Below are 20,550 nucleotides of genomic sequence, written 5' to 3'. Positions count from 1 at the left end.
TCGGACTCAGTCTGCCAATGTCCGGACAAGCGCTTTCTAAGTCGGCCGGGACGTCGGCTTGGGGTAGCGTCCCGCCGGTACACGAAGATGTACGGCAGCCATGCGAGGGCGTGCTCGCTGGGCGACGGCCTGGAGGCCGGGGACCCCACCCGTAGGAACGACGCGGCCGGGCGAGGCCGCGCCCTCGGAAAGCGGATTTCCTCCAAAATGCACCTGTGCCGCCTTGGTCGGCGCCGTGCTCCGTCCCGTACGACGAAAAGGGATCGAAGATGACCACTGTAGGTGTGCGGCGCTCTCGCCGACTCGGCCGCGGCGGCATGCGCCGTATGGTTCCCCTCGCTGCCGTGGCCACGGCAGGCGCCCTGCTGCTCTCCGCCTGCGGGTCGGGAGGCGACTCGGGCGGGACCTCCAAGTCGCTGACCTTCTGGATCTCCACGGTTCCGGGGCAGGACGCGGGCTGGAAGAAGTCGGTGGCGGCGTACAAGAAGGAAACCGGCGTCGACGTCAAGCTCGTCAACATTCCCTACGACGGCTACGACGCGAAGCTGCGCAACGCCGCGCAGGCGAGCTCCCTGCCCGACGTGGCGGCGGTGCCGAAGCTGGACCCGATCTGGTCGAACAAGCTGCTCGACCTCAGCTCCATCGCCAACAACAAGAGCAACAAGATCAACGCCAACTTCGTCGCCAAGGACTCGTCCGGGAAGGTGCTGTCCATCCCCTCGGACGTCACCGCGTCCGGCATGTTCATCAACAAGTCGCTCTTCGAGAAGGCCGGCGTCTCCTACCCGACGTCGCCCTCCAAGACCTGGACCTGGACCGAGTTCATCAAGGCGGCGAACGAGGTCCGGGAGAAGACCGACGCCAAGTACTCCCTGACGTTCGACCAGTCGCCGTCCAGACTCCGCGCCATGGTGTACGAGATGGGCGGGCAGTACATGCACGCGGACTCCTCCGGCAAGTTCTCGGCGGACGCGGCCACCAAGAAGGCCGTGAACACCTTCGTCGGATGGAACGACGACAAGACCATGCCGAAGTCGGTGTGGACCAGCGGCGCCGACCCGTCGGCCATGTTCCAGAGCGGTGACGTCGTCGCCTACTGGTCCGGTGTGTGGCAGGTCGCCTCCTTCGCGGAGAGCGTCACGAAGTTCGAGTGGGCGAGCGTCCCGACCCCCGCCGAGCCGGTGCAGGCCAGCGACGTCAACAGCGGCGGCATGGTCGTGGGCTTCAACAACAACAGCGATGCGGCCACCGCCGCGAACAAGTTCATCTCCTGGCTGTACGAGCCCGAGCACTACAAGGCGCTGTGCGAGGCGTCCGGGTTCCTGCCGGTCGAGAGCGGTCTGAACCCGACGTACCCCTTCAAGTCCGAGGCGGCGCAGGCGGCGTTCAAGCTCTACAACGAGTCGATCCCGCTCTACGCCCCCATCTCCGGCTACTTCAACGTCGCGCAGACGAACTGGGCGCTGAAGGGCAAGAGCCTCACCGACGACCCGACCAAGGCGGAGATCGGCAAGGCGATCAACGGTGAGCAGTCGGCCGACAAGGCCCTGGAGAACATCGTGGCCGGCTACAACCAGCAGGTCGGCGGCGCATCGTAGGCCCCAGGTCCGGGCGGCGGTACGAGCCACCGCCGCCCGGACCTGGACGTCCGCGTGATGCCGGGCTCATGGCGTGAGCCCACCGCAATCCCATCCACCAGCACGGAGTCAGGAAGATGACAAAACGAGCCTCGGACGTGTCCGTGAGCCCGCCCAGGAGCCGCAGTAAGTACACCCTCGCGCCGTTCGTCCTCATCGCGGCCAATGTCGTGCTCTTCGCGCTGTTCTTCGTCTGGCCGGCGGTGATCGGGCTCGTTTACTCCTTCACGAACTACACGGGCGTGGGGGCGTTCCAGTTCGTCGGACTGGACAACTACCAGAAGCTGCTCGGGGACTCGACCTTCTACGACGCGACGACCCGCACGCTGCTGTACACCGTGCTCTTCGTCCCGCTGAACTTCGTGCTGTCGCTGCTCATCGCCAACGTGCTGGTGAGCAAGCACGCCAAGGGCGCGTCGGTCGCCCGCCTCTTCTTCTTCATCCCGTGGCTTCTGTCGCCCATCATCGTGGGTGTCCTGTGGCGATGGCTGTTCGGTGAGAACTTCGGACTGGTCAACTACCTCATCGAGAAGGTCGGCGGAAGCGCCGTTCCGTGGCAGTCGAACGCGGACCTGTCACTGATCGTGGTCGTGGTGGCGGCAGCCTGGGCCTGGACGGGCTTCTCCATGCTGCTGTTCATCGCGGCGATCAAGAACGTACCGACGTCCTACTACGAGGCGGCCGCGCTCGACGGCGCCGGTCCGTGGCGCCAGTTCATCAGCATCACTCTGCCGAGCATCGCGCCCACCTCCTTCATCGTGATCCTGCTCAACACGATCCACGCGATGAAGGAATACGCGGTGTTCGCCTCCCTCAACAGCGGCGGACCCGGAACGTCGAACAACCTGCTTGTCCAGTACATCTACCAGACGGGGTTCAAGTCAGGCCAGATCGGCTACGCGAGCGCCGCGTCGTTCGTGCTCATGCTCATCCTGATGGGCGTCGCGATCATCCAGATGATGGTCAACCGGCGGGTGGAGAACCGATGACAACCACAGACATGCCGCGCAAGGTCGACGCCGACTCCGTACGGGCCGTCTCCAAGAAGAGGCACCGTGGCTCGGCAACCGGCGGGCTTCGGCGCGCGATCGCCCCGACGACTCTGCTGTGGGTCCTGGCGGGCCTCTACGGGATTCCGGTGCTGTGGTTCGTCCTCAGCTCCTTCAAGCCGGCGGGAGACCTGTTCTCCCTTCCGCTGACGGTGTTCCCGGACAATCCCACCGTGTCGGGTTACAAGGAAGCGTGGGCAAGCGCCAACTTCGCCCAGTACTTCATCAACACGACCCTCGTGTGTGTGATCGCGACGATCCTCACGGTGGGAGTCAGCTGCTGCACCGGGTACGCGCTGGCCAAGTACGACAACAAATGGCTCAAGGCCTTCTTCCTCTGCATCCTGGCCACCACGATGCTGCCGGCCGAGGTCATGCTCGCCCCGCTGTTCCTGGTGGTCCGCGACCTCGGCTTCTACAACTCGCTCGCCGGCATCATCCTCCCGGCGCTGCTGACCGCGACCGGGTGCTTCATGTTCCGCCAGTTCTTCCTGACGGTCCCCGACGAGCTCATCGAGGCCGCCCGCATCGACGGCGCCCGCGAACTGTCGATCTTCCTGCGGATCATGGTGCCGCTCTCCCGGCCCATCATGCTGACCCTCGCCATCCTGTCCTTCCAGTGGCGGTGGAACGACTACATCTGGCCGCTGCTGATGCTCAACGACCCCGAGAAGTTCACCGTGCAGATCGGCATCCAGAGCCTCGTAGGGGCGCAGAACATCAACTGGTCGGTGCTGCTCGGCGGTTCGGTCATCTCCATGATCCCGCTGATCGTCGTCTTCCTGGTGTTCCAGAAGTACGTCATGAACGCCGACATCAACGCCGGCCTGAAGGACTGACCTTGTACGTCCCGCTCGACCACGAGTTCGTCCGTGCGGCGGCCCTCGCCGCCGACCGGCAGGCCGCCCCGCCGGCGGTTCGCCCCGACGAGGAACCCGCCGGTGTGCCGCACCGTGGTCTGGCGCGGCGGGTGAAGACCCTGATCGCGGCATACCGTTCCCCGGACTCGGCACTGCACGGCAGCGGGCAGGCCGTCGCCGCCGCGACGACCCACCTCCGCGCCCTGCGGGCCACGCAGACCACCACCGGCCTCTTCGCCGGCGGCGACAACGTGCAGTCACCGCCGGACTCCGCGTTCACCGTCAACGACGTGTGCGACGCGCACGTCCTCGCCGCGGGCGCGGGGCCGGAACTGCGCGACGTCACGGCCGCGCTCGCCGAGATCGCCGGCGCAGCCTCCGACAGTCTCCTCACCGGCGGGGTGCACACCCCGAACCACCGCTGGGAGCTGTCGGCGGCACTGGCCCGGCTGCACCGGTCCTTCCCCGACGACCGGCTCCTCGACCGCGTCGAGGAGTGGCTCGCCGAGGGCGTCGACATCGACGCGGAGGGCCTGTACTCGGAACGCAGCGCCGTCTACGCGTCCCACGTGACGAACCCGTCCTTGCTGCTGCTGGCCGACGTGCTCGGCCGCGCCGACCTGCGGGACGCCGTCGAACGCAATCTCGCCACGACCCTGGACCTCATCAGGCCGGACGGCACGGTGGAGACCGTCCACTCGCGACGCCAGGACCAGAACCACCCGTTCCCGCTGCCGCCCTACCTGCCGCACTACCGGCTGCTCGCGGTCCGCACCGGCCGGGGCGACTTCGCCCGGGCGGCGCGGCTGGCGGCCGCCGGCGGCATCGACGACGCCGACCTGCTCGCCCAGAGCCTCCTCACCCCGGACCTGTGCCGCGCCCTGCCGGCCCCGGCCCCGGAGTCCCTTCCGCGCGACCGGTACCTCACCACCGCACGCCTCGCCGCAGGAGTCTCGGCCACCGCGCACACCGTGGTGTACGGCGGCTCCGACGTGCCCGAGCGCCGCCGCATCCGCTCGGGCCTGGCCTGCAACCCCACCTTCCTGCGCCTGTTCGCCGGCGACGCCGTCCTCGACGCGGTCCGTCTCTCGCGGGGGTTCTTCGACCTGGGTCCGTTCCGCGCCGCCGACATGCAACGCCTCGCCGACAGCCGCTACCGACTCACCGAAGCCCTGTCGGCCGCCTACTACCAGCCGCTCCCGCCGGACCATCGGCGGGACGACGGCTCCTACCGGCTGGCGGACGAGGGACGCTTCTCGGCCGCGATGGCCTTCCCGGACCGGCCTCGGGACGAGGTCTCCCACACGACCCGCGTCGAGGTGGACCTGAGGGAGGACGGCGCCGACCTGCGGATCGACATCAGCGGGCCACGGGTGCCCTGGGCCCTCGAACTCACCTTCCGGCCGGGCGGCGTGCCGACGGGCGCCGTGCCGATCGGCGACGGACGCTGGTGCCTGACGACCGGGCCGATGACCTACCGGGTCGGTGACGACGAGATCCGGGTCGAGGCCGACGTCGAGGCAGGCGAACCGCTTGCCGGGCCGGACCGGAGCGACGTACTGCGGTACGACCCGGGCCAGGACTACACCGTGGTGGGCGGCACCGATGCGACGACCGGGAACCGCGTCTACATCGGTGGACACGGCCCGCACGCAGTGACCGTCGCACTGCGCGCCCGCCGGCCCGCACCCGTCGTGTGACCCCGACGAACCACGCCATGGCCACCCCAGGCATGAAGGGTTGATCCCCGTGCACCTCACGCCCCCTCCCGTGTACCTCACGCACCAGCGCGGCCCGCTGCACGACCTGCCCGACACTCCCGAGGCATACGACGCCGTCCTCGCCGACGTCGTCGAGCAGGCCCTGCGGCGGCTCACGCCGGAGGGCAACCTCGAGCACCCCGACTGCGTCGACGACATCGGCGACACCTCGCTCGGCATCACCTCCCTGCTGGCCCTGGCCTGGCAGCGCGGCAAGGACCCGCGGCTGCCGGACGCGGTCCGCCGCAGCCTCGCCTTCCATCTGCGCGAGCGGGTCTACCGGGACGACAACCCCGGCTACCCGAACCTGAGGGTGCGCGACTCCCGTCTGCCGTACGCCCGGTACACCCTGGCGGCCGGCGCGCACCCGATCGGCGACTGGCCCAGCACGGTGTGGGCGCTGCTCCAGGCCGTCAACGTCCTCGACACGGCCGACGGCCTCGTCGACGACGAGCAGCGCGCCGAACTCCTCGACGTGGCGCGCGGCTACTGGAGCTGGCTCACCGAGGCCACCTTCTTCAACCCGCAGGAGGCCGGCAACCAGGCCATCGGCTGCGTGGTCGGCGGCCTGATGCTGGCCCGACTGCTGCCCGCCCCCGAGGACGGCGAGGTCCGCGCCCGGGCACTGGAGCTGTACGCCGCCGAGATCCGCGCCCACCGGGTGCGCGACCGGGGCGCCCTGCTGCCCCCCGAGCACGGCGGCGCCTACGACAACAACTACGGCCCGATCTCCCTCTCCTTCCTCGCCCAGGCCCACCGGGTCAGCGGCGCGGAGATCTTCGCCGAGGACGGCGACGCCCTCGCCCGCTATATCGACGCCCGCCTCACCGGCGGCGGCTTCGACAACGGCGGCCCCCGCTACAGCGAGCAGCACTCCGCCTTCGAGTCGGTCCTCGGCCTGCGCTGCTTCGGCGCCCGCATCGGCTCCGACCTGGGCCGCTACCGGGGCGACAGCCGCTGGGCCCGGCACGCGGTCAAGGCGGACGGCGGGGTGGACGGCCACTTCGCGTGGATGCTGGTCTGGCAGATCCAGGACGGCACACCCTGGCACCGCACGCCCTCGGCCGGGCCCGCACGGCACCAACTGCGCGCCGGCACGGTCTCGGTGGCCTTCGACGACCGGATGACCCCGGCGGTGATCGAGGCGGCCGGCGCCTACTGCCTGCCCGCCGCGGTGAGCCGCCAGCACGGCTTCGGCCCCGTCACCGACGGCTTCCTGCTCTGCCGCCCCATGGGCGAGGTCCGCGTCCGTGACGTCCGGGCCGACGGACTCACCGCCAAACTGGTCACCAAGCCGGTCGTCGGCCGCGACCACGTCCTGCGGTCCGTGCGCTCCCTGTACGTCACCGACGGCACGACCCTGTGGACGACGGTCGCCGTGGAACGCCTCGCCGGCACGCCGTACCTGCTGGCCGGCCTGCCCTACGCCGAGGACGACGGCGACCGGGTCCGGCGCACGGCCCACGCGGCCGTCACGTCGGCGGGCGACCTGCGCCTGACCCACCCGGAGGCGCAGGGCCCGGACCACTTCGACTCCCGCGCCGAACTCACCCAGGAACAGGCCGCGTTCGCCCTCGCGGAGGACCCGCGCGGCTACGGCAACCCGGACGAGGGCTGGGCCCACCTGGTCAGTTCGAGCGCCCTGGAGGCCGGCCCGATCGCGGACGCGCCGGACGACCTCCACGTCTTCGCCGTGCGCTACGGCGCCGAGGAGCCGCTGGTCGTGTCCGTAGAGCGGGGCGAGGAAGGGCTCGTCGTGCGCACGGACGCCTTCACCGCCGTACTCGGGCCTGACGACGCGCACGCCGAGCCGCAGCTGACGCTGCGGGCGGTCGGCGGCTGAGAGCCGCGCGCGGCGCGATCGGGGGTGGTCAGACGGGCAACCCCAGCAGCCCCCAGCCGCGCCGCGCGCTCTCGTCGACCACGACGGCCCACTGCCGCAGCAGCCCGGCGAACTCGCCGAAGTCCGCGATCCAGCGCCCCGGGCGCGAGGCGTGCGCGTCGTACGTCCGCTCCAGCCCGCCGAGGAGCGGCTCGGCCCGGGCCCAGCGGGCGGCGAGGGTGGGGACGACGACCGGCGGGCAAACGAGATGCAGGCGCGGCCGCCACGCTTCGGGGTCTGACGGGAACAGGCCCGCGTCCGGCCTGTCCTCCTCGTCGTCCGCGTCCGCTCCCCACCAGATCAAGCCGAGGAGAAACGCGTCCAAGGCCTCCCGCAGGCCGGGATCGGCCGACTCCCGGACGGTGTCCCAGCCGTTCGCCGCCCAGAAGTGGGGTTTGTACGAGCCGAGGGTGTCGCGGAACTCGTACCGCCCGCACCACGGCGTCTTCGCGGAGGCGGGGAACATCCAGCCCACCTCGGGCTCGGCGCCCCGGCCGGTGTCGTCCGCCGGCTCGGCGGCCTGGTACAGGAGGCGCTCCCGCTCACCCGTCGGCGTCCGCTCCAGTCGCCCCCAGTCCACCGCCAGCACAGTGATGTCCGTCCCCATGCGGGCAGTCTAGGGCGACCACCAGATCCGCCCCCTCCCGCGTCGCCGCCACCAGCTCGGCGTTGCGCCGGTCGCTCCGCTCCACCCACGCCACCGCCTCCGCGTACCCCTTGCCGAACTCCTCGTGCCGCGCGATCAGCCGGCGGATCCGCTGCTCCTCGTCCGTCTCGCAGAACCACACCTCGTCCAGCTCGGCCCGCACGTGTGTCCACGCGCCCGTGCCGAGAAGCAGGTAGTTGCCCTCGGTGACGATCAGCCGGGCGGACGGCGGCACCGGGACGGCCCCCGCGATCGGCTGCTCCAGCACCCGCTCGAAGCCGGGCGCGTACACCACGTCGTCCGTGTCCTCCCGCAGCCGTCGCAGCAGGGCCGCGTACCCGGCCGCGTCGAAGGTGTCCGGCGCGCCCTTGCGGTCCCGGCGGCCGAGCCGGTCCAGTTCCACGTCGGCGAGGTGGAAGCCGTCCATCGGGACATGCGCGGCGTGGTCCAGCTCCCGCACCAGGCGCTCGGCGAGGGTGGTCTTGCCCGCGCCTGGGCTGCCCGCGATGCCGAGCAGCACGCGCCGCCGCCCGTCCCCGGCGAGCGCGTGGGCCCGCAGCAGCAGATCGTCGAAAGTGAGCACACAGCCGAGTGTCGCAGTCTCCTGGAAGGAGACCCCACGGAGGTCCGGATCGAGAGTCCCCATGGACAGTCCCGTATCGACAGCCCGTATCGACAGCTCGTATCGAAAGGAGGACGACCGTGTATGACGACGAGGCGCAGATCCGCGTCCTGATCACCCGCTGGGCCGCCGCCGTCCACCGCGGCGACCTCGACACCGTCGTCGCCGGACACGCGGAGGACCTCGTGATGTACGACGTGCCGGCGCCGCACGACGGCATCCGCGGGCTGGCCGCCTACCGCGCCTGCTGGCCGCCGTTCTTCGCCTGGCAGGCGCAGGGCGCCCGGTTCGACATCGACACGCTCGACGTCACCGCCGGGCACGACGTCGCCTACGCCCACGCCCTGCTGCGCTGCGGCACGCCACAGGAACTGGCCGCGCAGCCCACCCTGCGGCTGCGGCTCACCTTCGGCCTGCGCAAGGAGCGCGGCCGCTGGCTGATCGCCCACGAGCACCACTCGTTCCCGCACGACTGACCGCACCGACCGACCGCACCGACCGCACCCGCCGGGCCCGGGTTTCCCGGCCGCCGGGCGCAGGTAGGTAGGAGAGTGGCGGTGACGTCGACGGCGGCGGGCGAGGGGGAACGGCATGACGGCAGGCAGCGGGCAGGACGGTCGGCTGGCGGAGGAGTTCTTCACGGCGGGAGGCTCGTCGTTCAGCGAGTTCCTGGCGGTGCACCGCCCCGAGCTGCTCCCGACGCGCCCGCCGTTCCCGGACGGCGTCCGGGCCGCCCCGGACAGCTTCCCGCACGGCACCACGGTGCTGGCCCTCACCTACCGCGACGGCGTGCTGATCGCCGGTGACCGCAGAGCCACGATGGGCAACCTCATCGCCCAGCGCGACCTGGAGAAGGTGCACCCGGCCGACGAGCACACCGCCGTCGCGTTCGCCGGCACCGTCGGACTCGCCCTGGACATGGTGAAGCTGTACCAGGTCGAGCTCAAGCACTTCGAGAAGGTCGAGGGCGTCCCCATGACCCTCGGCGCGAAGGCGCGCCGACTGGCCACGATGATTCGGCAGAATCTCGGCCAGGCCATGCAGGGCCTCGCCGTCGTCCCGCTCCTCGTCGGCTACGACACCGCGGCCGCCGCCCCGGCCGCCCGGGGCCGCATCTTCAGCTTCGACGTGGCCGGCGGCCTGTACGAGCAGTCGCCCTTCCACGCCGAGGGCTCCGGCTCCCCGTACGCCCGGGGCGCGTTGAAGAAGCTGTACCGCGCCGACATGTCCCGGCGGGAGGCGGCCCTCGCCGCGCTCCAGGCCCTGTACGACGCGGCCGACGACGACTCCGCCACCGGCGGCCCGGACATCAGCCGCCGGATCTTCCCGATCGTCTCGGTGATCACCGAGGAGGGCTTCGAGCGGCTGTCCCAGCCGGAGACGGAGGGGCTCAGCCGCGAGATGGTCGAGCGCCGCAGCAGCAGGCCGGACGGACCGAACGCCACGCCGTGACCGCGCCGCCGGACCGGGCACGGTTCAGTCGCGTACCCCCCACTCCTTGCGCCACTTGACGAGCTGCTGCGCGGGATCCCCGGTGAACGACCAGGGGGTGCGGGTCGCCCGGCGGCCGAGGATCCCCAGAAGCGGCGCCGCCACGTCCGCGGCGCCCGCCGAACACGCCGCGTGCGCGAGGTAGTTGAAGTCCCGCAGCTCGCCCGGCGCGACGGCGTCCTGCGCGCGGCCCGTGATCCAGCGTTCCCAGGTGCGGCGGACGGCGCCGACGGCGCCGTCGTTCTTCCAGTGCTGGCTCAGCGCCACCGAGGCGGTACGGCCCTGCGCGGCGTCGAGGGTGTGGCGGAACTCCTCGACGCGCGCGTACTGCACCAGCACCGGCAGCGGACAGCCCGGCGGGGCCACGCCGGCCGCGTCCCGGGCGAAGTCGTACATCAGGCCGTGCGAGCCGTGCCAGCGGGCGGAGTAGTAGTGCAGGACCTGGAGGTGGCCCTCCATGCTGTAGGGGTCCCGCCGGTGCAACTCGTCCCACCAGCGGGCCAGTTCCTGCCGCCGGACCCCGGACGGGTAGAGCCGGGCGACCGAGATCAGCGAGGCCCACGGCGTCGGGTCGTCGAGATACAGGGCGGTGTTGTCGGCGAGGTCGTCGTCGAACAGGGCGAGCGTCATCGAGCCGGCCGGCAGCGAGCCCGCCACCATGAAGATCGTCGCCGAGACGACCAGCGCCCAGCCGCTGATGAAGCCCAGGAAGGGGCGGAGCGTGCGCCCCACCCACGAGTAGCCGGCGCCGGCGTTGACGTCGATCCGGCTGAGCCGGCTGAAGGCCAGCGCGATGCCCAGCATGGGTGTCGCGCAGTAGAGCAGCGCCGCCGGACCGGCCAGGCCCACGGCGCCGGCCAGGACCGCCGTGGTGGCGGCGATGGAGTAGGCCGGGGCGCTGTCCGCGACCGCCATCACCACCGTGTCGAAGGTGCCCAGCACGTTCGCCTGGAGCCCTCTTCCGGTGCTGTTGCTCATCGTTGTGCCGCTTTCCGTCGTGCACGCCGCCGGATGCGGGAAACCACCCGGCGGCGTATGGGGGGGGTGAAAGGTCGAGCAGGGTGGGACGCCGCCGCGCATCGAGAGGGGATGACCTCGGGAGAACGTCGACGGAGGGGCGCGCGGAGGGTCCGTTCCAGCACTGTGTCGGCGGACGGTGACACCGAGTGTGCGAGTGGCTATAGCCCTAAAGATTGAGCTTTCAAGATTGACGGATGGGTAATGTTCATGACCGCCGGGTCAGTCCCCGATGCGGTCCAACTGCCGTAGCCGGTTGGTGGCGTCCAGGGCGGCGACCTTGTACGACTCCGCCAGCGTCGGGTAGTTGAACACCGCATTGACCAGATAGTCGACGGTCCCGCCGCAGCCCATCACCGACTGACCGATGTGGATCAGCTCGGCCGCCCCGGTGCCGAAGCAGTGCACGCCGAGCAGCTTGCGGTCCGCGGGCGAGACCAGCAGTTTGAGCATGCCGTGCGCGTCGCCGATGATCTGCCCGCGGGCCAGTTCGCGGTACCGGGCGACGCCCACCTCGAACGGCACCCGCTCCTCGGTGAGGTGGTCCTCCGTCCGCCCCACGAAGCTGATCTCCGGGATGGTGTAGATGCCGATCGGCTGGAGGTGGTGCATCTGCCCGACGGGTTCGCCGCAGGCGTGGTACGCGGCCGCCCGGCCCTGCTCCATCGACGTCGCCGCGAGCGCCGGGAAGCCGATCACGTCACCGACGGCGTAGATGTGCGGGACCGGCGTGCGGTAGTGCTCGTCGACCTCGATCCGGCCGCGCCGGTCCGCCGCCAACCCCGCCTTGTCCAGGTCGAGTTCGTCGGTCAGGCCCTGCCGGCCCGCCGAGTACATCACCGCGTCCGCCGGGATCTTCGTGCCGCTCTCCAGCACGGTCAGCGTGCCCCGCGGATGCCGCTCCACGGCGGCCACGGTCTCCCCGAACCGGAAGGCCACCGCCAGGTCCCGCAGGTGGTACTTGAGCGACTCGATGACCTCGTTCCAGCAATCGCCGACGTGCACGTACATCGCGGTCTGTCCGGATAGGCCGCGCTCGATGATCCACTCCGGGGCGGGGGGCCGCGCCTGGATGCCGTGCTGCCGCTCGCGTTCGGAGAACGTGGCCAGAAGAACCGACCGTCTGACCCGCACACCGACGAACTCCGGGAACGCAACGGAAGGGGACGCAACAACGGCCCCCGCCAGCAAGGCGGGAGCCGTTGAGAAGGTCCCCAGACTGCGGCCCCGGGGTACCGTTCTGAGTGTCGAGTTCAGAACGGAGCCAGTATGCCCTCCTCCAGTGCAGAACACACAGGCGCACGCATCAAGCACGCACGAAAAGTCCGCCGGCTGACGCAACGAGAACTGGCGGACCTGTCGAATGTCTCGTACAGCACCCTGACGAAGGTGGAGCAGGGTGCCCTGCCTGCGAGCCCCTCGGTCATAGGAGCGCTCGCGCGCGCCCTGTCGGTGCCGGTCGCCGAACTCAACGGACAGCCGTACCTCGATGAGCTGCGCGCCGACCAGCTCGACGGGCTGATCAACCCGATCCGGGAGGCCCTGAACCTGTACGACCTCGGCGCAGACCCGGACGTGAGGCCGCGTTCAGTGGAGGAGCTGGAGGCGCATGCGGACAAGCTGTGCGCCATGGTCCGCGCCACCCACATCAAGCAGGTCGCTGCGGACCTGCCCGGCTTGATCTGTGAGGCGACGACCGCGGCCTACGCCGCTCCGGCCGACCGGAACTGGCAGCTGCTGGCGAGTGTCTATCGGACCGCCTACGACGTGACGACGAAGCTGGGCTTCCCGGACCTGTGCACGGTCGCGCTCGACCGGATGGACTGGGCGGCGCAGCGGGCGTCCGACCCAGTGCTGGGCGGGATGCGGCAGTACCTGCGCGCGCTCGCCTACCTACGGGCGAGCGACTACAAGACGGGCAAGCGCCTGATCAGCTTGGGCATGTCGACCCTGCAACAGGCCGAGTCCGGGCGCGCGCTCGAGGTCGTCACCGGCCAGATGCATCTCGGGGCTGCCGTTCTGGCGGGCCGGGACAAGGACAAGGCGGCGGCGGAAGGGCATCTGGGCGAAGCGGCCCGCATCGCGCAGCGGACCGGCCCGGCCGAGAAGGTGCACTGGCTGTCGTTCGGGCCGACCAACGTGGGCGTGCACCGGGTAAGCGTGCTCGCGGAACTGGACCTGTACGCGGAGGCCGTTCACCAGGCGGAGAGTGTTGTCATCCCGGATGACTGGCCGCCGTCCAGGCTCTCCCACCACCACGCTGAGGTTGCCCGGGCGCAGATGTGGACGGGAGGCACGGAGGCCGCCTTCAAGAGCCTGCTCGCTGCGCGCAAGCTGGCCCCTCAGCAGACGCGGTATCACCCGACGGTGCGGGAGACGTATGCCGGCCTGGAGGCCGCGAAGCGCCGGATGCCTGACACGTTCCACAACTTCGGTGCATGGCTTGGCGTGTGACGTAGCGTCAAGTAATGGCCAGGGCTATCGGAAGGTCTGATAGTTCTGGCCTTTTCATGTCGGCACTCTGCTAGCAGACGAGACCCCCGCGGCCGCGCGAACGGCCCGGGGGCTGGCCCACGCTACGTAGGAGCGTCGACATGACGAACGGTACAGCGCCGCCCCCGGAAGGCCCACAGGACCCCGGGATGACGATCAGGGTCTACACCGTGGCCCGCGACGGCAGGATCACCAGCGACCGCGGCACCCGCACCCTGACCTACGAGGGGCCGCCTGTGCTGGCCGAGCTGGGTACCACCGGATACCCGCCGTGCCAGTGCTCCCGCCACCGTGTGGCCGGTGCCCGGTGAACGCCGCGATCGCGGGCGACGCCCCGCAACTGACCAAGCCCTCGATGAGGGCCGCCGCCAGCTGGTTCCTCGGCCAGGAGACGCTGCCGCGCCACCAGACGGTGAAGCTCTTCGGCGACGACTTCAGAGACTTCCTCGAAGACCTGATCCCGCAGGTCGAGGAGTTGGCCGCGAGCCGCGGCAAGGACGACGTGCCCGCCATGGTCGCCCTGGCCGGAGCCCACGAGGCCCGTCGACGGCTGAGCGTGGCAGAGCGCCCGGGACTGCGCGGCGAGGTAGAGCGCGTGAAACGGCTCGCTCGCTCCGTCCTGGCGCTGCGCGCCCACTACGACGCGCTCACCGGGACGTGGATGTGCCTCGCCTGCGACGGCGTGATCGAGACGCCGTCCGACGCCATGCCGTACGCGCAGTTCAGCCCGACCAGCGGCAACGGCTGCTCGGGCCACATCCACCGCCATTGCGCTGACATCGTGCGCCGCGACGCTCGCTGACGCATGCCGCCAGCCCCGGCGTGCGGGGCCCCATGGCGACCGCAGGGTCAGGGTCGCACCCAGAACGCCCGTCCCGCCGGGTCTCCGGAAGAGTCCGGCGGGACGGGTCCCGGCGCCTTCCCGCACAGGGCAGGCCGCAGCACCATGGATCCACGACAAGGAGAGCAGCATGAAGGCAGACGTGATCTACCGAATGGCCGGCGGCGGCGGAGATGGCGACGGCGGCGACGGCCTGCCCGGGGAGCCGTGGCCCGGTCCGCCGGTTCCACCGTCCCCCGACGGCGGCCCGAAGGTCTGCGCCTGACATGACACTCAGCGGAGTGGACGAGGAGGGGCAGTCCGAGTTGGGCCGCTCCCTCCTCCAACGCAAGGCCCTGACGTCGGACTGGATGCCGGCCTTCACGGCTGTTCCCCGGTCCGCGTTCCTGCCGGAACTGATCTGGCCGTTCGACATGGACTCCGGCGCGACCGTCGCCGTGGACCTGCGCGACGAACCGGGCCTGTGGTTCTCCTACGCGCACGCGGACGTGCCGGTCGTGACCCAGTGGGACGACGGCACGAGCGAGGGCCGCGGCCACGTGCCCACCTCATCCGCGTCCATGCCGTCCGTGGTCTTCCGCATGCTGCACGACCTGGACGTACAGCCCGGTCAGCGCATCCTGGAGATCGGCACCGGCACGGGATGGAACGCGGCGCTGCTCGGCTACCGGGTCGGCGGCGGAAACGTCGTCACCGTCGAAGTCGACGCCGACGTGGCGGCCGTCGCACGGGACCGGCTCGCCCGGACCCAGCCGGCCATCACCGTGCTCACCCGCGACGGGGAACAGGGCGACCCTTCGGGCGGCCCGTACGACCGCCTCATCGCCACCGCAGGCGTGCGTCGGATCCCGCCTGCCTGGATCGCCGACGTCAAGCCCGGCGGCCTGATCCTGGCACCGTGGGGGACGCACTTCACCAGCCTGGACGCGGTGGCCCGTCTCAAGGTCGCCGACGACGCGACCAACGCCTCGGGGAGGTTCACCGGACCGGTGGAATTCATGAAGCTGCGCAGCCAGCGGTCACCGTTCGCCGGGCACGACGTGTACGTGATGGAGGGCGTCACAGGCGCCGACCGGGGCACCACGACGGTGACGGAGGCCGAGCTGCTCGGCGAAGGCCGGTTCGCGGCTGCGCCGTTCGCGGTGGGACTGCGGGTGCGCGACTGCCTCCACCAGCCGGCCGAGAAGCGGGACGGTGCTCGGCCGGTGTGGTTCTACGGTCTGACGGACCGGTCGTGGGCGTGCGTCATGTTCACCGACGGGCGGGCCGAGGCCCAGGTCTGGCAGGCGGGCCCTCGCAGGCTGTGGGACCAGGTCGCCGCGGCGCTCGCCTGGTGGCGGGCGGCGGGTGAGCCCGGCTTTGAGCGCTTCGGGCTGACGGCCACGGCCGACGGTCAACAGGCCTGGCTGGACCGTCCGACGGAGGCCTGGGACATCTGAGCTGGCCCCGCTCGTCTGCCTTCCCCCGTGGCGGATGGGCGGGGCCTTGGCCTATTCCGGGAGGTCGACCAGGACTGAGATCGTCTGGTCCAGGGCGGCCGCGATGAGTAGCAGCTCGCCGTAGCGGGGGTCGGTCTGGCCGGCCTCGATGCGCTGCAGGTGACTGCGGCTGATGCCGGTGGCCGCGCAGAGGGTTTCCTGGGTGTGGTGCGCTGCCGCGCGTAAGTCGCCGATGCGTTCGCCCAGGTCGCGACGCCGTTCGGTGATCCAGTTCGGGGAGTCGCGAGGCACTCGACAAAGTTCGACTGACCATGGTCAGATGTCAGCACCAGCCCAGAGGCTTTTCATGACTAAGTGTCAGATTTGGTCTCGGGTTGAGCGGCTCCCGCCCCGTTTGGTCTCCCGGAAGAGGCTGGACGGGGCGGGGTTCTTCTCGTGGCGTCAGTGCACGTGCGCCGGGATCGCCTCCGCACCCCGTGTGACGGGATCCCCCAGTCATATGCCGCACGCGCGGTGCCGAATCGGGCCCTCCGGCGTCAAGGTGATGTGCGTACCGCTGGCCCTGCCGGGCGGCGGACCGGAAGCCCTGCCCGGCAGGGCTACTTCGCGCCATGACCACATGCCCTGTGCCCGACGGGAGACCTTCGCGAGTCATAGTGATTAGGCTGTTTCCATTCCTATGACACCCGCGCCGACGATCACCATCGACTGCGGCACCCGCTCGACCGTCAGCACGTTGTCCGAGTCGAGGATGGTCCGCCCGTCGAACTCCACGCTGTCCGGCCGGGCCGGCCGGGCCGGCCGGGCCGGCCGGGTCCCGGTGGCGATCACGATGTGCTCGGCGGTGATCAGCCGGTCCTGCCCGGTGATCTCGCGCAGGGCGACCGTGTGCGGGTCGACGAAACGGCCGGTGCCGGCGAACAGGGCGACATGGTTGCGGGACAACTGGCTTTCGACGACGGCGACCCGGCGGCCGAGTTTGGCCGCGGCGATGGCGGCCTTCTGACCGCCGGGACCTGATCCGAGGACGAGCATGTCGAAGTCGGGCATCCTCCGCAGTCTGACAGTTGCGGTGCCCGCGGCGGAAGGGGCGGCTACCTCACGGCAGCAGCTTCTCGATGGCGGCCGGTCCCTCCTCGTCCAGCTTGCGGCGAGCCCATTCGAGGTTGCGCGGCGTGAGATCCCGCCCGGTGACGAGGACCATGTCCTCCGGCGACACCTCGGTGCCGGTGCGCGTGTGGAGCAGGTCGTCCGGGGTGACGCGGTCCGGGGACGGCCCGGAAGCGCCTGGCTGTGACTTCGGCATGGCATCTGCTCCTCGCGTCCGAAGGAATGTACTAACACCATTCATCCTGTTGCCGCACCCTGCAATCGCGATCAGTTCCGGATCGGGTGCGTCCGAGATGCCGCGAAGATCGGGTGGGCGTGTAATGGGCCCATGGCACCCACCACCGCCGGGAAACCGCGACGCGGGGGACTGCGCAGGCTCGGTGCCTGGTGCGCCCGCCACTTCCTCTTCGTGATCGTCGCCTGGCTGGTGGCACTCGTCGCCGTCCAGGTGATCGACCGGTCCGTCGGCGGGACCTACGAGGACAACTTCCAGTTGCCGGACACCCAGTCCCAGAAGGGCCTCGACGTCCTCAAGGAGCACGACCCGCAAGCGGGCGGATACAGCGCCCAGATCGTCCTGCGCGACGACGAACAGGCCCTGAGCGCACTGAGCTCGCAGATGTCCACCACGGTCGGCGACCTGCAGAAGCTGCCCCACGTCCTCTCGGTGCAGAACCCCCTCTCGGTCAGCCCGACCAAGGTCGGTCCGGTGTCGAGCGACGGAAAGACCGGCTACATCACCGTCCGCTTCGACGAGCAGCCCAACACCCTCGGCGACGACTACCTGACCGGCGTCGACCAGGCCGTCCAGCCGCTGCGGGCTGCCGGCGCCGACGTCGAGTACGGCGGCACGCTCGGCGAACTGGCCCGGCCCAAGGCCAATGACCTCATCAGCGAGGCGATCGGCTTCGCGGTCGCCGTCGTCGTCCTGCTCATCGGCTTCGGCAGTGTCATCGCGGCCGGACTGCCCCTGGTCACCGCGCTCATCGGGGTCGTCGGCGGGCTCGCCGTCCTCGGGCTGCTGGCCGCCGCGTTCACCTTCGCGACCGTCTCACCGACCCTCGCCACCATGATCGGCCTCGGCGTGGGCATCGACTACGCCCTGTTCCTGATCACCCGGCACCGGCAGAACCTGATGAACGGCGCCGACCCCGCCGAGGCCGCCGGGCATGCCACCGCCACCAGCGGCCGCGCCGTTCTCGTCTCCGGCACCACCGTGATCATCGCGCTGATGGGCCTGTACGCGTCCGGGGTGTCCTTCATCGGCAAACTCGGCCTCGCCGCCGCCATCACCGTGGTCTCGGCCGTCATCGGCGCCCTCACCCTCGTCCCCGCCCTGCTCGGGCTCATCGGCCACCACATCGACCGCTGGCATGTGCGCAAGCCCGTCGCCGAGACCGACGCCGAACCGGGCGCCACCCCGCACGGCACCTGGCACCGCTACGCCAAGCGCGTCGAGCGCAGACCCTGGCAGTACCTCGGGGGCGGCGTCGCCGTCATCGCGATCCTCGCCATCCCCGTCTTCTCCATCCAGCTCGGTCACATCGGCGACGGGGCCGATCCCACCTCCTTCACCGACCGGCGGGCCTACGACCTGATGACCGACGCCTTCGGCCCCGGCTCCAACGGGCCCCTCACCGTCGTCCTCGATCAGACGTCGGTCCCCTCCGACAAACGCTCCGACCTCCAGTCCCAGGCGCAGAAGAGCCTGAACGCGGTCCCCGACGCGGCCACCGTCACCCCGCTGACGGCCACCCAGGACGGCGACATCCTGCTCGCCACCGTCTACTCCAGCCAGGCCCCGCAGGACGCCGTCACCACCGAACTGACGAACCGGCTCAAGGACACGACCCTGCCGGACGCGGTCTCCGGCTACGACGCCAAGGGCTACGTCACCGGAACCACCGCCGCCCAGGTCGACTTCCGCGACATCGTCGCCAGCCGGCTGCCGCTGATCATCGCGGTCGTCGTCGCCCTGGCCTTCCTGATCATCCTCGCGGTCTTCCGCGGCCTCCTCGTCGCGGTCAAGGCCGCCGTCCTCAACGTCCTGTCGATCACGGCCTCGTACGGCGTCGTCGTCGCCGTCTTCCAGTGGGGCTGGGGCGGGCCCGCGCTGGGCGTCAACGGCGACGTGCCCATCGAGAGCTATGTGCCGATGATGATGTTCGCGATCATCTTCGGCCTCAGCATGGACTACGAGATCTTCCTGCTCTCCCGCGTCCACGAGGCCTGGCTGCGCACCGGCGACGCCAAGGACTCCGTCGCCCACGCGCTGGAGATCACCGCCCGGGTCATCACCTGCGCCGCCCTGATCATGGTGAGCGTGTTCGCCGCGTTCATCATCAGCGACAACATCGTCGTCAAGATGCTGGGCCTGGGCCTCGCGGTCAGCGTGCTCATCGACGCCACCGTCGTCCGGCTGCTCATGGTGCCCGCCGTGATGACGCTGCTCGGGAAGCACGCCTGGTGGACGCCGCGTTGGCTGGACCGGATTCTGCCGCACATCGACGCGGAGGGGGACGCGGAGAGCCTCACCGACGCTCCGGACTCCCCGGACGGGCCGGGGCGAGCACCAGCATCGTGACGTCGTCGCGGACGGTGGGGGAGTGCCGCAGGACGTCCGCCCACACCCGGTCGGCCGTCGTCGCCGGGTCGGTGTCGCCGTCCGCGGCGAGGGCGGGCAGCCGGTCGAGGAGCGGGTAGAAGGCGCCGGCGTCGTCCCGGGCCTCCGAGACGCCGTCCGAGGCGAGGAAGAGCCGGTCGCCGGGGCGCAGCGGCAGGACGTGCGCGGTGAGCGCGGCGCCCTGCGGGAGGCCGAGCCCCAGCGGCGTCCACGGGACGGCGTCCACCTCGGTCGCGCGGCCGTCGCGCAGCAGCACCGGCGGCGGATGCCCGCAGACGACGACGCGCACCGCGTCCGCGTCCGGCGTGAACTCCAGCAGGACGGCCGTCGCGAACAGCTCGGCATGGGCGACCCGCGCCGAGTCCACCGCCAGCCGCCGGTCCAGGCGGGCGGCCACCTCCTCCACGGTCGGCAGGTCGAGCACCGCCTCCCGGAACGCGCCGAGCAGCGAGGCCACCGTCGCCACCGCCGCCAGCCCGTGCCCCTGCACATCCCCCAGCACCGCCCGCACCCCGTGGGCGCTCGTCCGCACGTCGAAGAAGTCGCCGCCGACCAGCGTCCCCTCCTGCGCCGCCCGGTACAGACCCGCGCAGCGCACCGGCCCGACCCGGTCGGGCACCGGCGGCACCAGGGCGCGCTGCGCGGCCTCGGCGATCGTGCGCTCCATGTCCAGCTGGGCGTCCCGGCGGCGGCGCACGAACGCCACGAACACGCTCAGCACGGCCACGAAACACACCGTCAGCACATCGGTCTGCCCCGGCCGGTCCAGCTGGAACGCGGGCACGTCGAGCATCACGACGACCGCCGCGCCGAGCAGCCCGGTGGCCACGGGACCGTAGGACAGGACCGCCAGCGGCGGGATCGCGCCCAGCACGAAGCCGATGTCCAGCGGGTCGGGGCTGGTCAGCGTGGCGGCGCAGACGCCCGCGATCAGGACGAGCGGCAGCGCCCGCACCCAGCGCGGCGGGGGCGCGCCCCGCAGCCAGCCCCGCCGGCCCGGCCGGCCCGGCCCGTGCCCGTCCTGTCGTCCCACACCCCCCACGCTCCACCCCGGCACGGGCCCGCGCACGCCGAGAAAAC

The 20,550-nt window shown here is 70.9% G+C and carries 19 protein-coding genes and 2 pseudogenes; 13 read left to right on the top strand and 8 right to left on the bottom strand.

Translation table 11 applies throughout. The annotated features are described in order from the left end of the window. Positions 1-269: 269 nt before the first annotated feature. The 5 genes from AB0J04_RS10460 to AB0J04_RS10440 all read left to right on the top strand — a co-directional run bounded on the left by AB0J04_RS10460 (position 270) and on the right by AB0J04_RS10440 (position 7,149). Positions 270-1,598: an extracellular solute-binding protein gene (locus tag AB0J04_RS10460; protein WP_363167958.1), complete on the top strand. Its 1,329-nt coding sequence runs from the start codon at positions 270-272 to the stop codon at positions 1,596-1,598. Positions 1,599-1,714: 116 nt separating this feature from the next. Then, positions 1,715-2,626: a sugar ABC transporter permease gene (locus AB0J04_RS10455; protein ID WP_363167957.1), complete on the top strand. Its 912-nt coding sequence runs from the start codon at positions 1,715-1,717 to the stop codon at positions 2,624-2,626. Beyond that, positions 2,623-3,525, top strand: a complete 903-nt coding sequence (locus AB0J04_RS10450) for a carbohydrate ABC transporter permease (RefSeq protein WP_363167956.1) — start codon at positions 2,623-2,625, stop codon at positions 3,523-3,525. The genes AB0J04_RS10455 and AB0J04_RS10450 overlap by 4 nt, the downstream gene beginning before the upstream one ends. Positions 3,526-3,527: 2 nt before the next feature. Further along, positions 3,528-5,246 carry a hypothetical protein gene (locus tag AB0J04_RS10445; protein WP_363167955.1) on the top strand — a complete coding sequence of 573 codons (1,719 nt, stop codon included), beginning with the start codon at positions 3,528-3,530 and terminating at the stop codon, positions 5,244-5,246. Between the two features lie 70 nt (positions 5,247-5,316). Further along, on the top strand, positions 5,317-7,149 hold the full coding sequence (locus AB0J04_RS10440; RefSeq protein WP_363167954.1) for a hypothetical protein: 1,833 nt from the start codon (positions 5,317-5,319) through the stop codon (positions 7,147-7,149). Positions 7,150-7,177: 28 nt separating this feature from the next. Here AB0J04_RS10440 and AB0J04_RS10435 read toward each other — a convergent pair whose 3' ends face one another. Next, on the bottom strand, positions 7,178-7,795 hold the full coding sequence (locus AB0J04_RS10435) for a hypothetical protein (protein ID WP_363167953.1): 618 nt from the start codon (positions 7,793-7,795) through the stop codon (positions 7,178-7,180). Next, on the bottom strand, positions 7,731-8,417 hold the full coding sequence (locus AB0J04_RS10430; RefSeq protein WP_363167952.1) for a nucleoside/nucleotide kinase family protein: 687 nt from the start codon (positions 8,415-8,417) through the stop codon (positions 7,731-7,733). Before AB0J04_RS10430 ends, AB0J04_RS10435 begins: the two co-directional genes overlap by 65 nt. Positions 8,418-8,536: 119 nt before the next feature. Between AB0J04_RS10430 and AB0J04_RS10425 the strand changes: the two genes are divergently transcribed. Beyond that, positions 8,537-8,932 (top strand): SgcJ/EcaC family oxidoreductase, encoded by a 396-nt coding sequence (locus tag AB0J04_RS10425; protein WP_363167951.1) that lies wholly within the window; start codon positions 8,537-8,539, stop codon positions 8,930-8,932. Positions 8,933-9,047: 115 nt separating this feature from the next. After that, complete coding sequence (gene prcB / locus AB0J04_RS10420) at positions 9,048-9,908, top strand: proteasome subunit beta (protein ID WP_363167950.1); 861 nt, start codon at positions 9,048-9,050, stop codon at positions 9,906-9,908. 24 nt (positions 9,909-9,932) lie between these two features. Here prcB and AB0J04_RS10415 read toward each other — a convergent pair whose 3' ends face one another. Together AB0J04_RS10415 and AB0J04_RS10410 are read right to left on the bottom strand one after the other, a co-directional pair. Further along, positions 9,933-10,925: an APC family permease gene (locus AB0J04_RS10415; protein ID WP_363167949.1), complete on the bottom strand. Its 993-nt coding sequence runs from the start codon at positions 10,923-10,925 to the stop codon at positions 9,933-9,935. 261 nt (positions 10,926-11,186) lie between these two features. Next, a pseudogene (locus AB0J04_RS10410) lies at positions 11,187-11,945 on the bottom strand (FAD-dependent oxidoreductase); the annotation flags it as partial. Positions 11,946-12,233: 288 nt separating this feature from the next. Between AB0J04_RS10410 and AB0J04_RS10405 the strand changes: the two are divergent. From AB0J04_RS10405 to AB0J04_RS10385, 5 genes are all read left to right on the top strand, one after another. Next, a complete protein-coding gene (locus AB0J04_RS10405; RefSeq protein WP_363167948.1) occupies positions 12,234-13,418 on the top strand; it encodes a helix-turn-helix transcriptional regulator in 1,185 nt (394 codons plus the stop codon). 140 nt (positions 13,419-13,558) lie between these two features. Continuing rightward, positions 13,559-13,768 (top strand): hypothetical protein, encoded by a 210-nt coding sequence (locus tag AB0J04_RS10400; protein ID WP_363167947.1) that lies wholly within the window; start codon positions 13,559-13,561, stop codon positions 13,766-13,768. Further along, the gene (locus AB0J04_RS10395; protein WP_363167946.1) at positions 13,765-14,259 is read left to right on the top strand and encodes a DUF6415 family natural product biosynthesis protein; all 495 of its coding nucleotides are present in this window, start codon (positions 13,765-13,767) and stop codon (positions 14,257-14,259) included. The genes AB0J04_RS10400 and AB0J04_RS10395 overlap by 4 nt, the downstream gene beginning before the upstream one ends. 169 nt (positions 14,260-14,428) lie before the next feature. Continuing rightward, on the top strand, positions 14,429-14,563 hold the full coding sequence (locus tag AB0J04_RS10390) for a hypothetical protein (protein WP_363167945.1): 135 nt from the start codon (positions 14,429-14,431) through the stop codon (positions 14,561-14,563). 1 nt (position 14,564) lies between these two features. Then, positions 14,565-15,737, top strand: coding sequence for a methyltransferase domain-containing protein (locus AB0J04_RS10385; protein ID WP_363167944.1), 1,173 nt, complete (start codon positions 14,565-14,567; stop codon positions 15,735-15,737). A 51-nt stretch (positions 15,738-15,788) separates the two neighbouring features. On the opposite strand, the gene AB0J04_RS10380 is transcribed toward AB0J04_RS10385, so the two are convergent. The 3 genes and pseudogenes from AB0J04_RS10380 to AB0J04_RS10370 all read right to left on the bottom strand — a co-directional run bounded on the left by AB0J04_RS10380 (position 15,789) and on the right by AB0J04_RS10370 (position 17,043). Continuing rightward, complete coding sequence (locus tag AB0J04_RS10380) at positions 15,789-16,028, bottom strand: helix-turn-helix transcriptional regulator (protein WP_363167943.1); 240 nt, start codon at positions 16,026-16,028, stop codon at positions 15,789-15,791. 378 nt (positions 16,029-16,406) lie between these two features. Then, a pseudogene (locus AB0J04_RS10375) lies at positions 16,407-16,787 on the bottom strand (FAD-dependent oxidoreductase); the annotation flags it as partial. A 49-nt stretch (positions 16,788-16,836) separates the two neighbouring features. Beyond that, on the bottom strand, positions 16,837-17,043 hold the full coding sequence (locus tag AB0J04_RS10370; RefSeq protein WP_363167942.1) for a hypothetical protein: 207 nt from the start codon (positions 17,041-17,043) through the stop codon (positions 16,837-16,839). Positions 17,044-17,175: 132 nt separating this feature from the next. Between AB0J04_RS10370 and AB0J04_RS10365 the strand changes: the two genes are divergently transcribed. Continuing rightward, the gene (locus tag AB0J04_RS10365) at positions 17,176-19,431 is read left to right on the top strand and encodes an MMPL family transporter (RefSeq protein ID WP_363167941.1); all 2,256 of its coding nucleotides are present in this window, start codon (positions 17,176-17,178) and stop codon (positions 19,429-19,431) included. On the opposite strand, the gene AB0J04_RS10360 is transcribed toward AB0J04_RS10365, so the two are convergent. Continuing rightward, positions 19,379-20,503 (bottom strand): PP2C family protein-serine/threonine phosphatase, encoded by a 1,125-nt coding sequence (locus AB0J04_RS10360; protein WP_363167940.1) that lies wholly within the window; start codon positions 20,501-20,503, stop codon positions 19,379-19,381. The genes AB0J04_RS10365 and AB0J04_RS10360 overlap by 53 nt on opposite strands. Positions 20,504-20,550: the final 47 nt, after the last annotated feature.

This window comes from Streptomyces sp. NPDC050263, assembly GCF_040655955.1.
Classification (GTDB): Bacteria; Actinomycetota; Actinomycetes; order Streptomycetales; family Streptomycetaceae; genus Streptomyces.
This window is presented reverse-complemented; position numbering and strand designations above follow the sequence as displayed.

Coding starts and splice junctions, on each gene's coding strand:
- AB0J04_RS10370 (WP_363167942.1), bottom strand. CDS start 17,043: ATGCCGAAGTCACAGCCAGGCGCTTCCGGGCCGTCCCCGGACCGCGTC.
- AB0J04_RS10435 (WP_363167953.1), bottom strand. CDS start 7,795: ATGGGGACGGACATCACTGTGCTGGCGGTGGACTGGGGGCGACTGGAG.
- AB0J04_RS10390 (WP_363167945.1), top strand. CDS start 14,429: ATGAAGGCAGACGTGATCTACCGAATGGCCGGCGGCGGCGGAGATGGC.
- AB0J04_RS10400 (WP_363167947.1), top strand. CDS start 13,559: ATGACGAACGGTACAGCGCCGCCCCCGGAAGGCCCACAGGACCCCGGG.
- AB0J04_RS10450 (WP_363167956.1), top strand. CDS start 2,623: ATGACAACCACAGACATGCCGCGCAAGGTCGACGCCGACTCCGTACGG.
- AB0J04_RS10460 (WP_363167958.1), top strand. CDS start 270: ATGACCACTGTAGGTGTGCGGCGCTCTCGCCGACTCGGCCGCGGCGGC.
- AB0J04_RS10385 (WP_363167944.1), top strand. CDS start 14,565: ATGACACTCAGCGGAGTGGACGAGGAGGGGCAGTCCGAGTTGGGCCGC.
- AB0J04_RS10415 (WP_363167949.1), bottom strand. CDS start 10,925: ATGAGCAACAGCACCGGAAGAGGGCTCCAGGCGAACGTGCTGGGCACC.
- AB0J04_RS10365 (WP_363167941.1), top strand. CDS start 17,176: ATGGCACCCACCACCGCCGGGAAACCGCGACGCGGGGGACTGCGCAGG.
- AB0J04_RS10405 (WP_363167948.1), top strand. CDS start 12,234: ATGCCCTCCTCCAGTGCAGAACACACAGGCGCACGCATCAAGCACGCA.
- AB0J04_RS10455 (WP_363167957.1), top strand. CDS start 1,715: ATGACAAAACGAGCCTCGGACGTGTCCGTGAGCCCGCCCAGGAGCCGC.
- prcB (WP_363167950.1), top strand. CDS start 9,048: ATGACGGCAGGCAGCGGGCAGGACGGTCGGCTGGCGGAGGAGTTCTTC.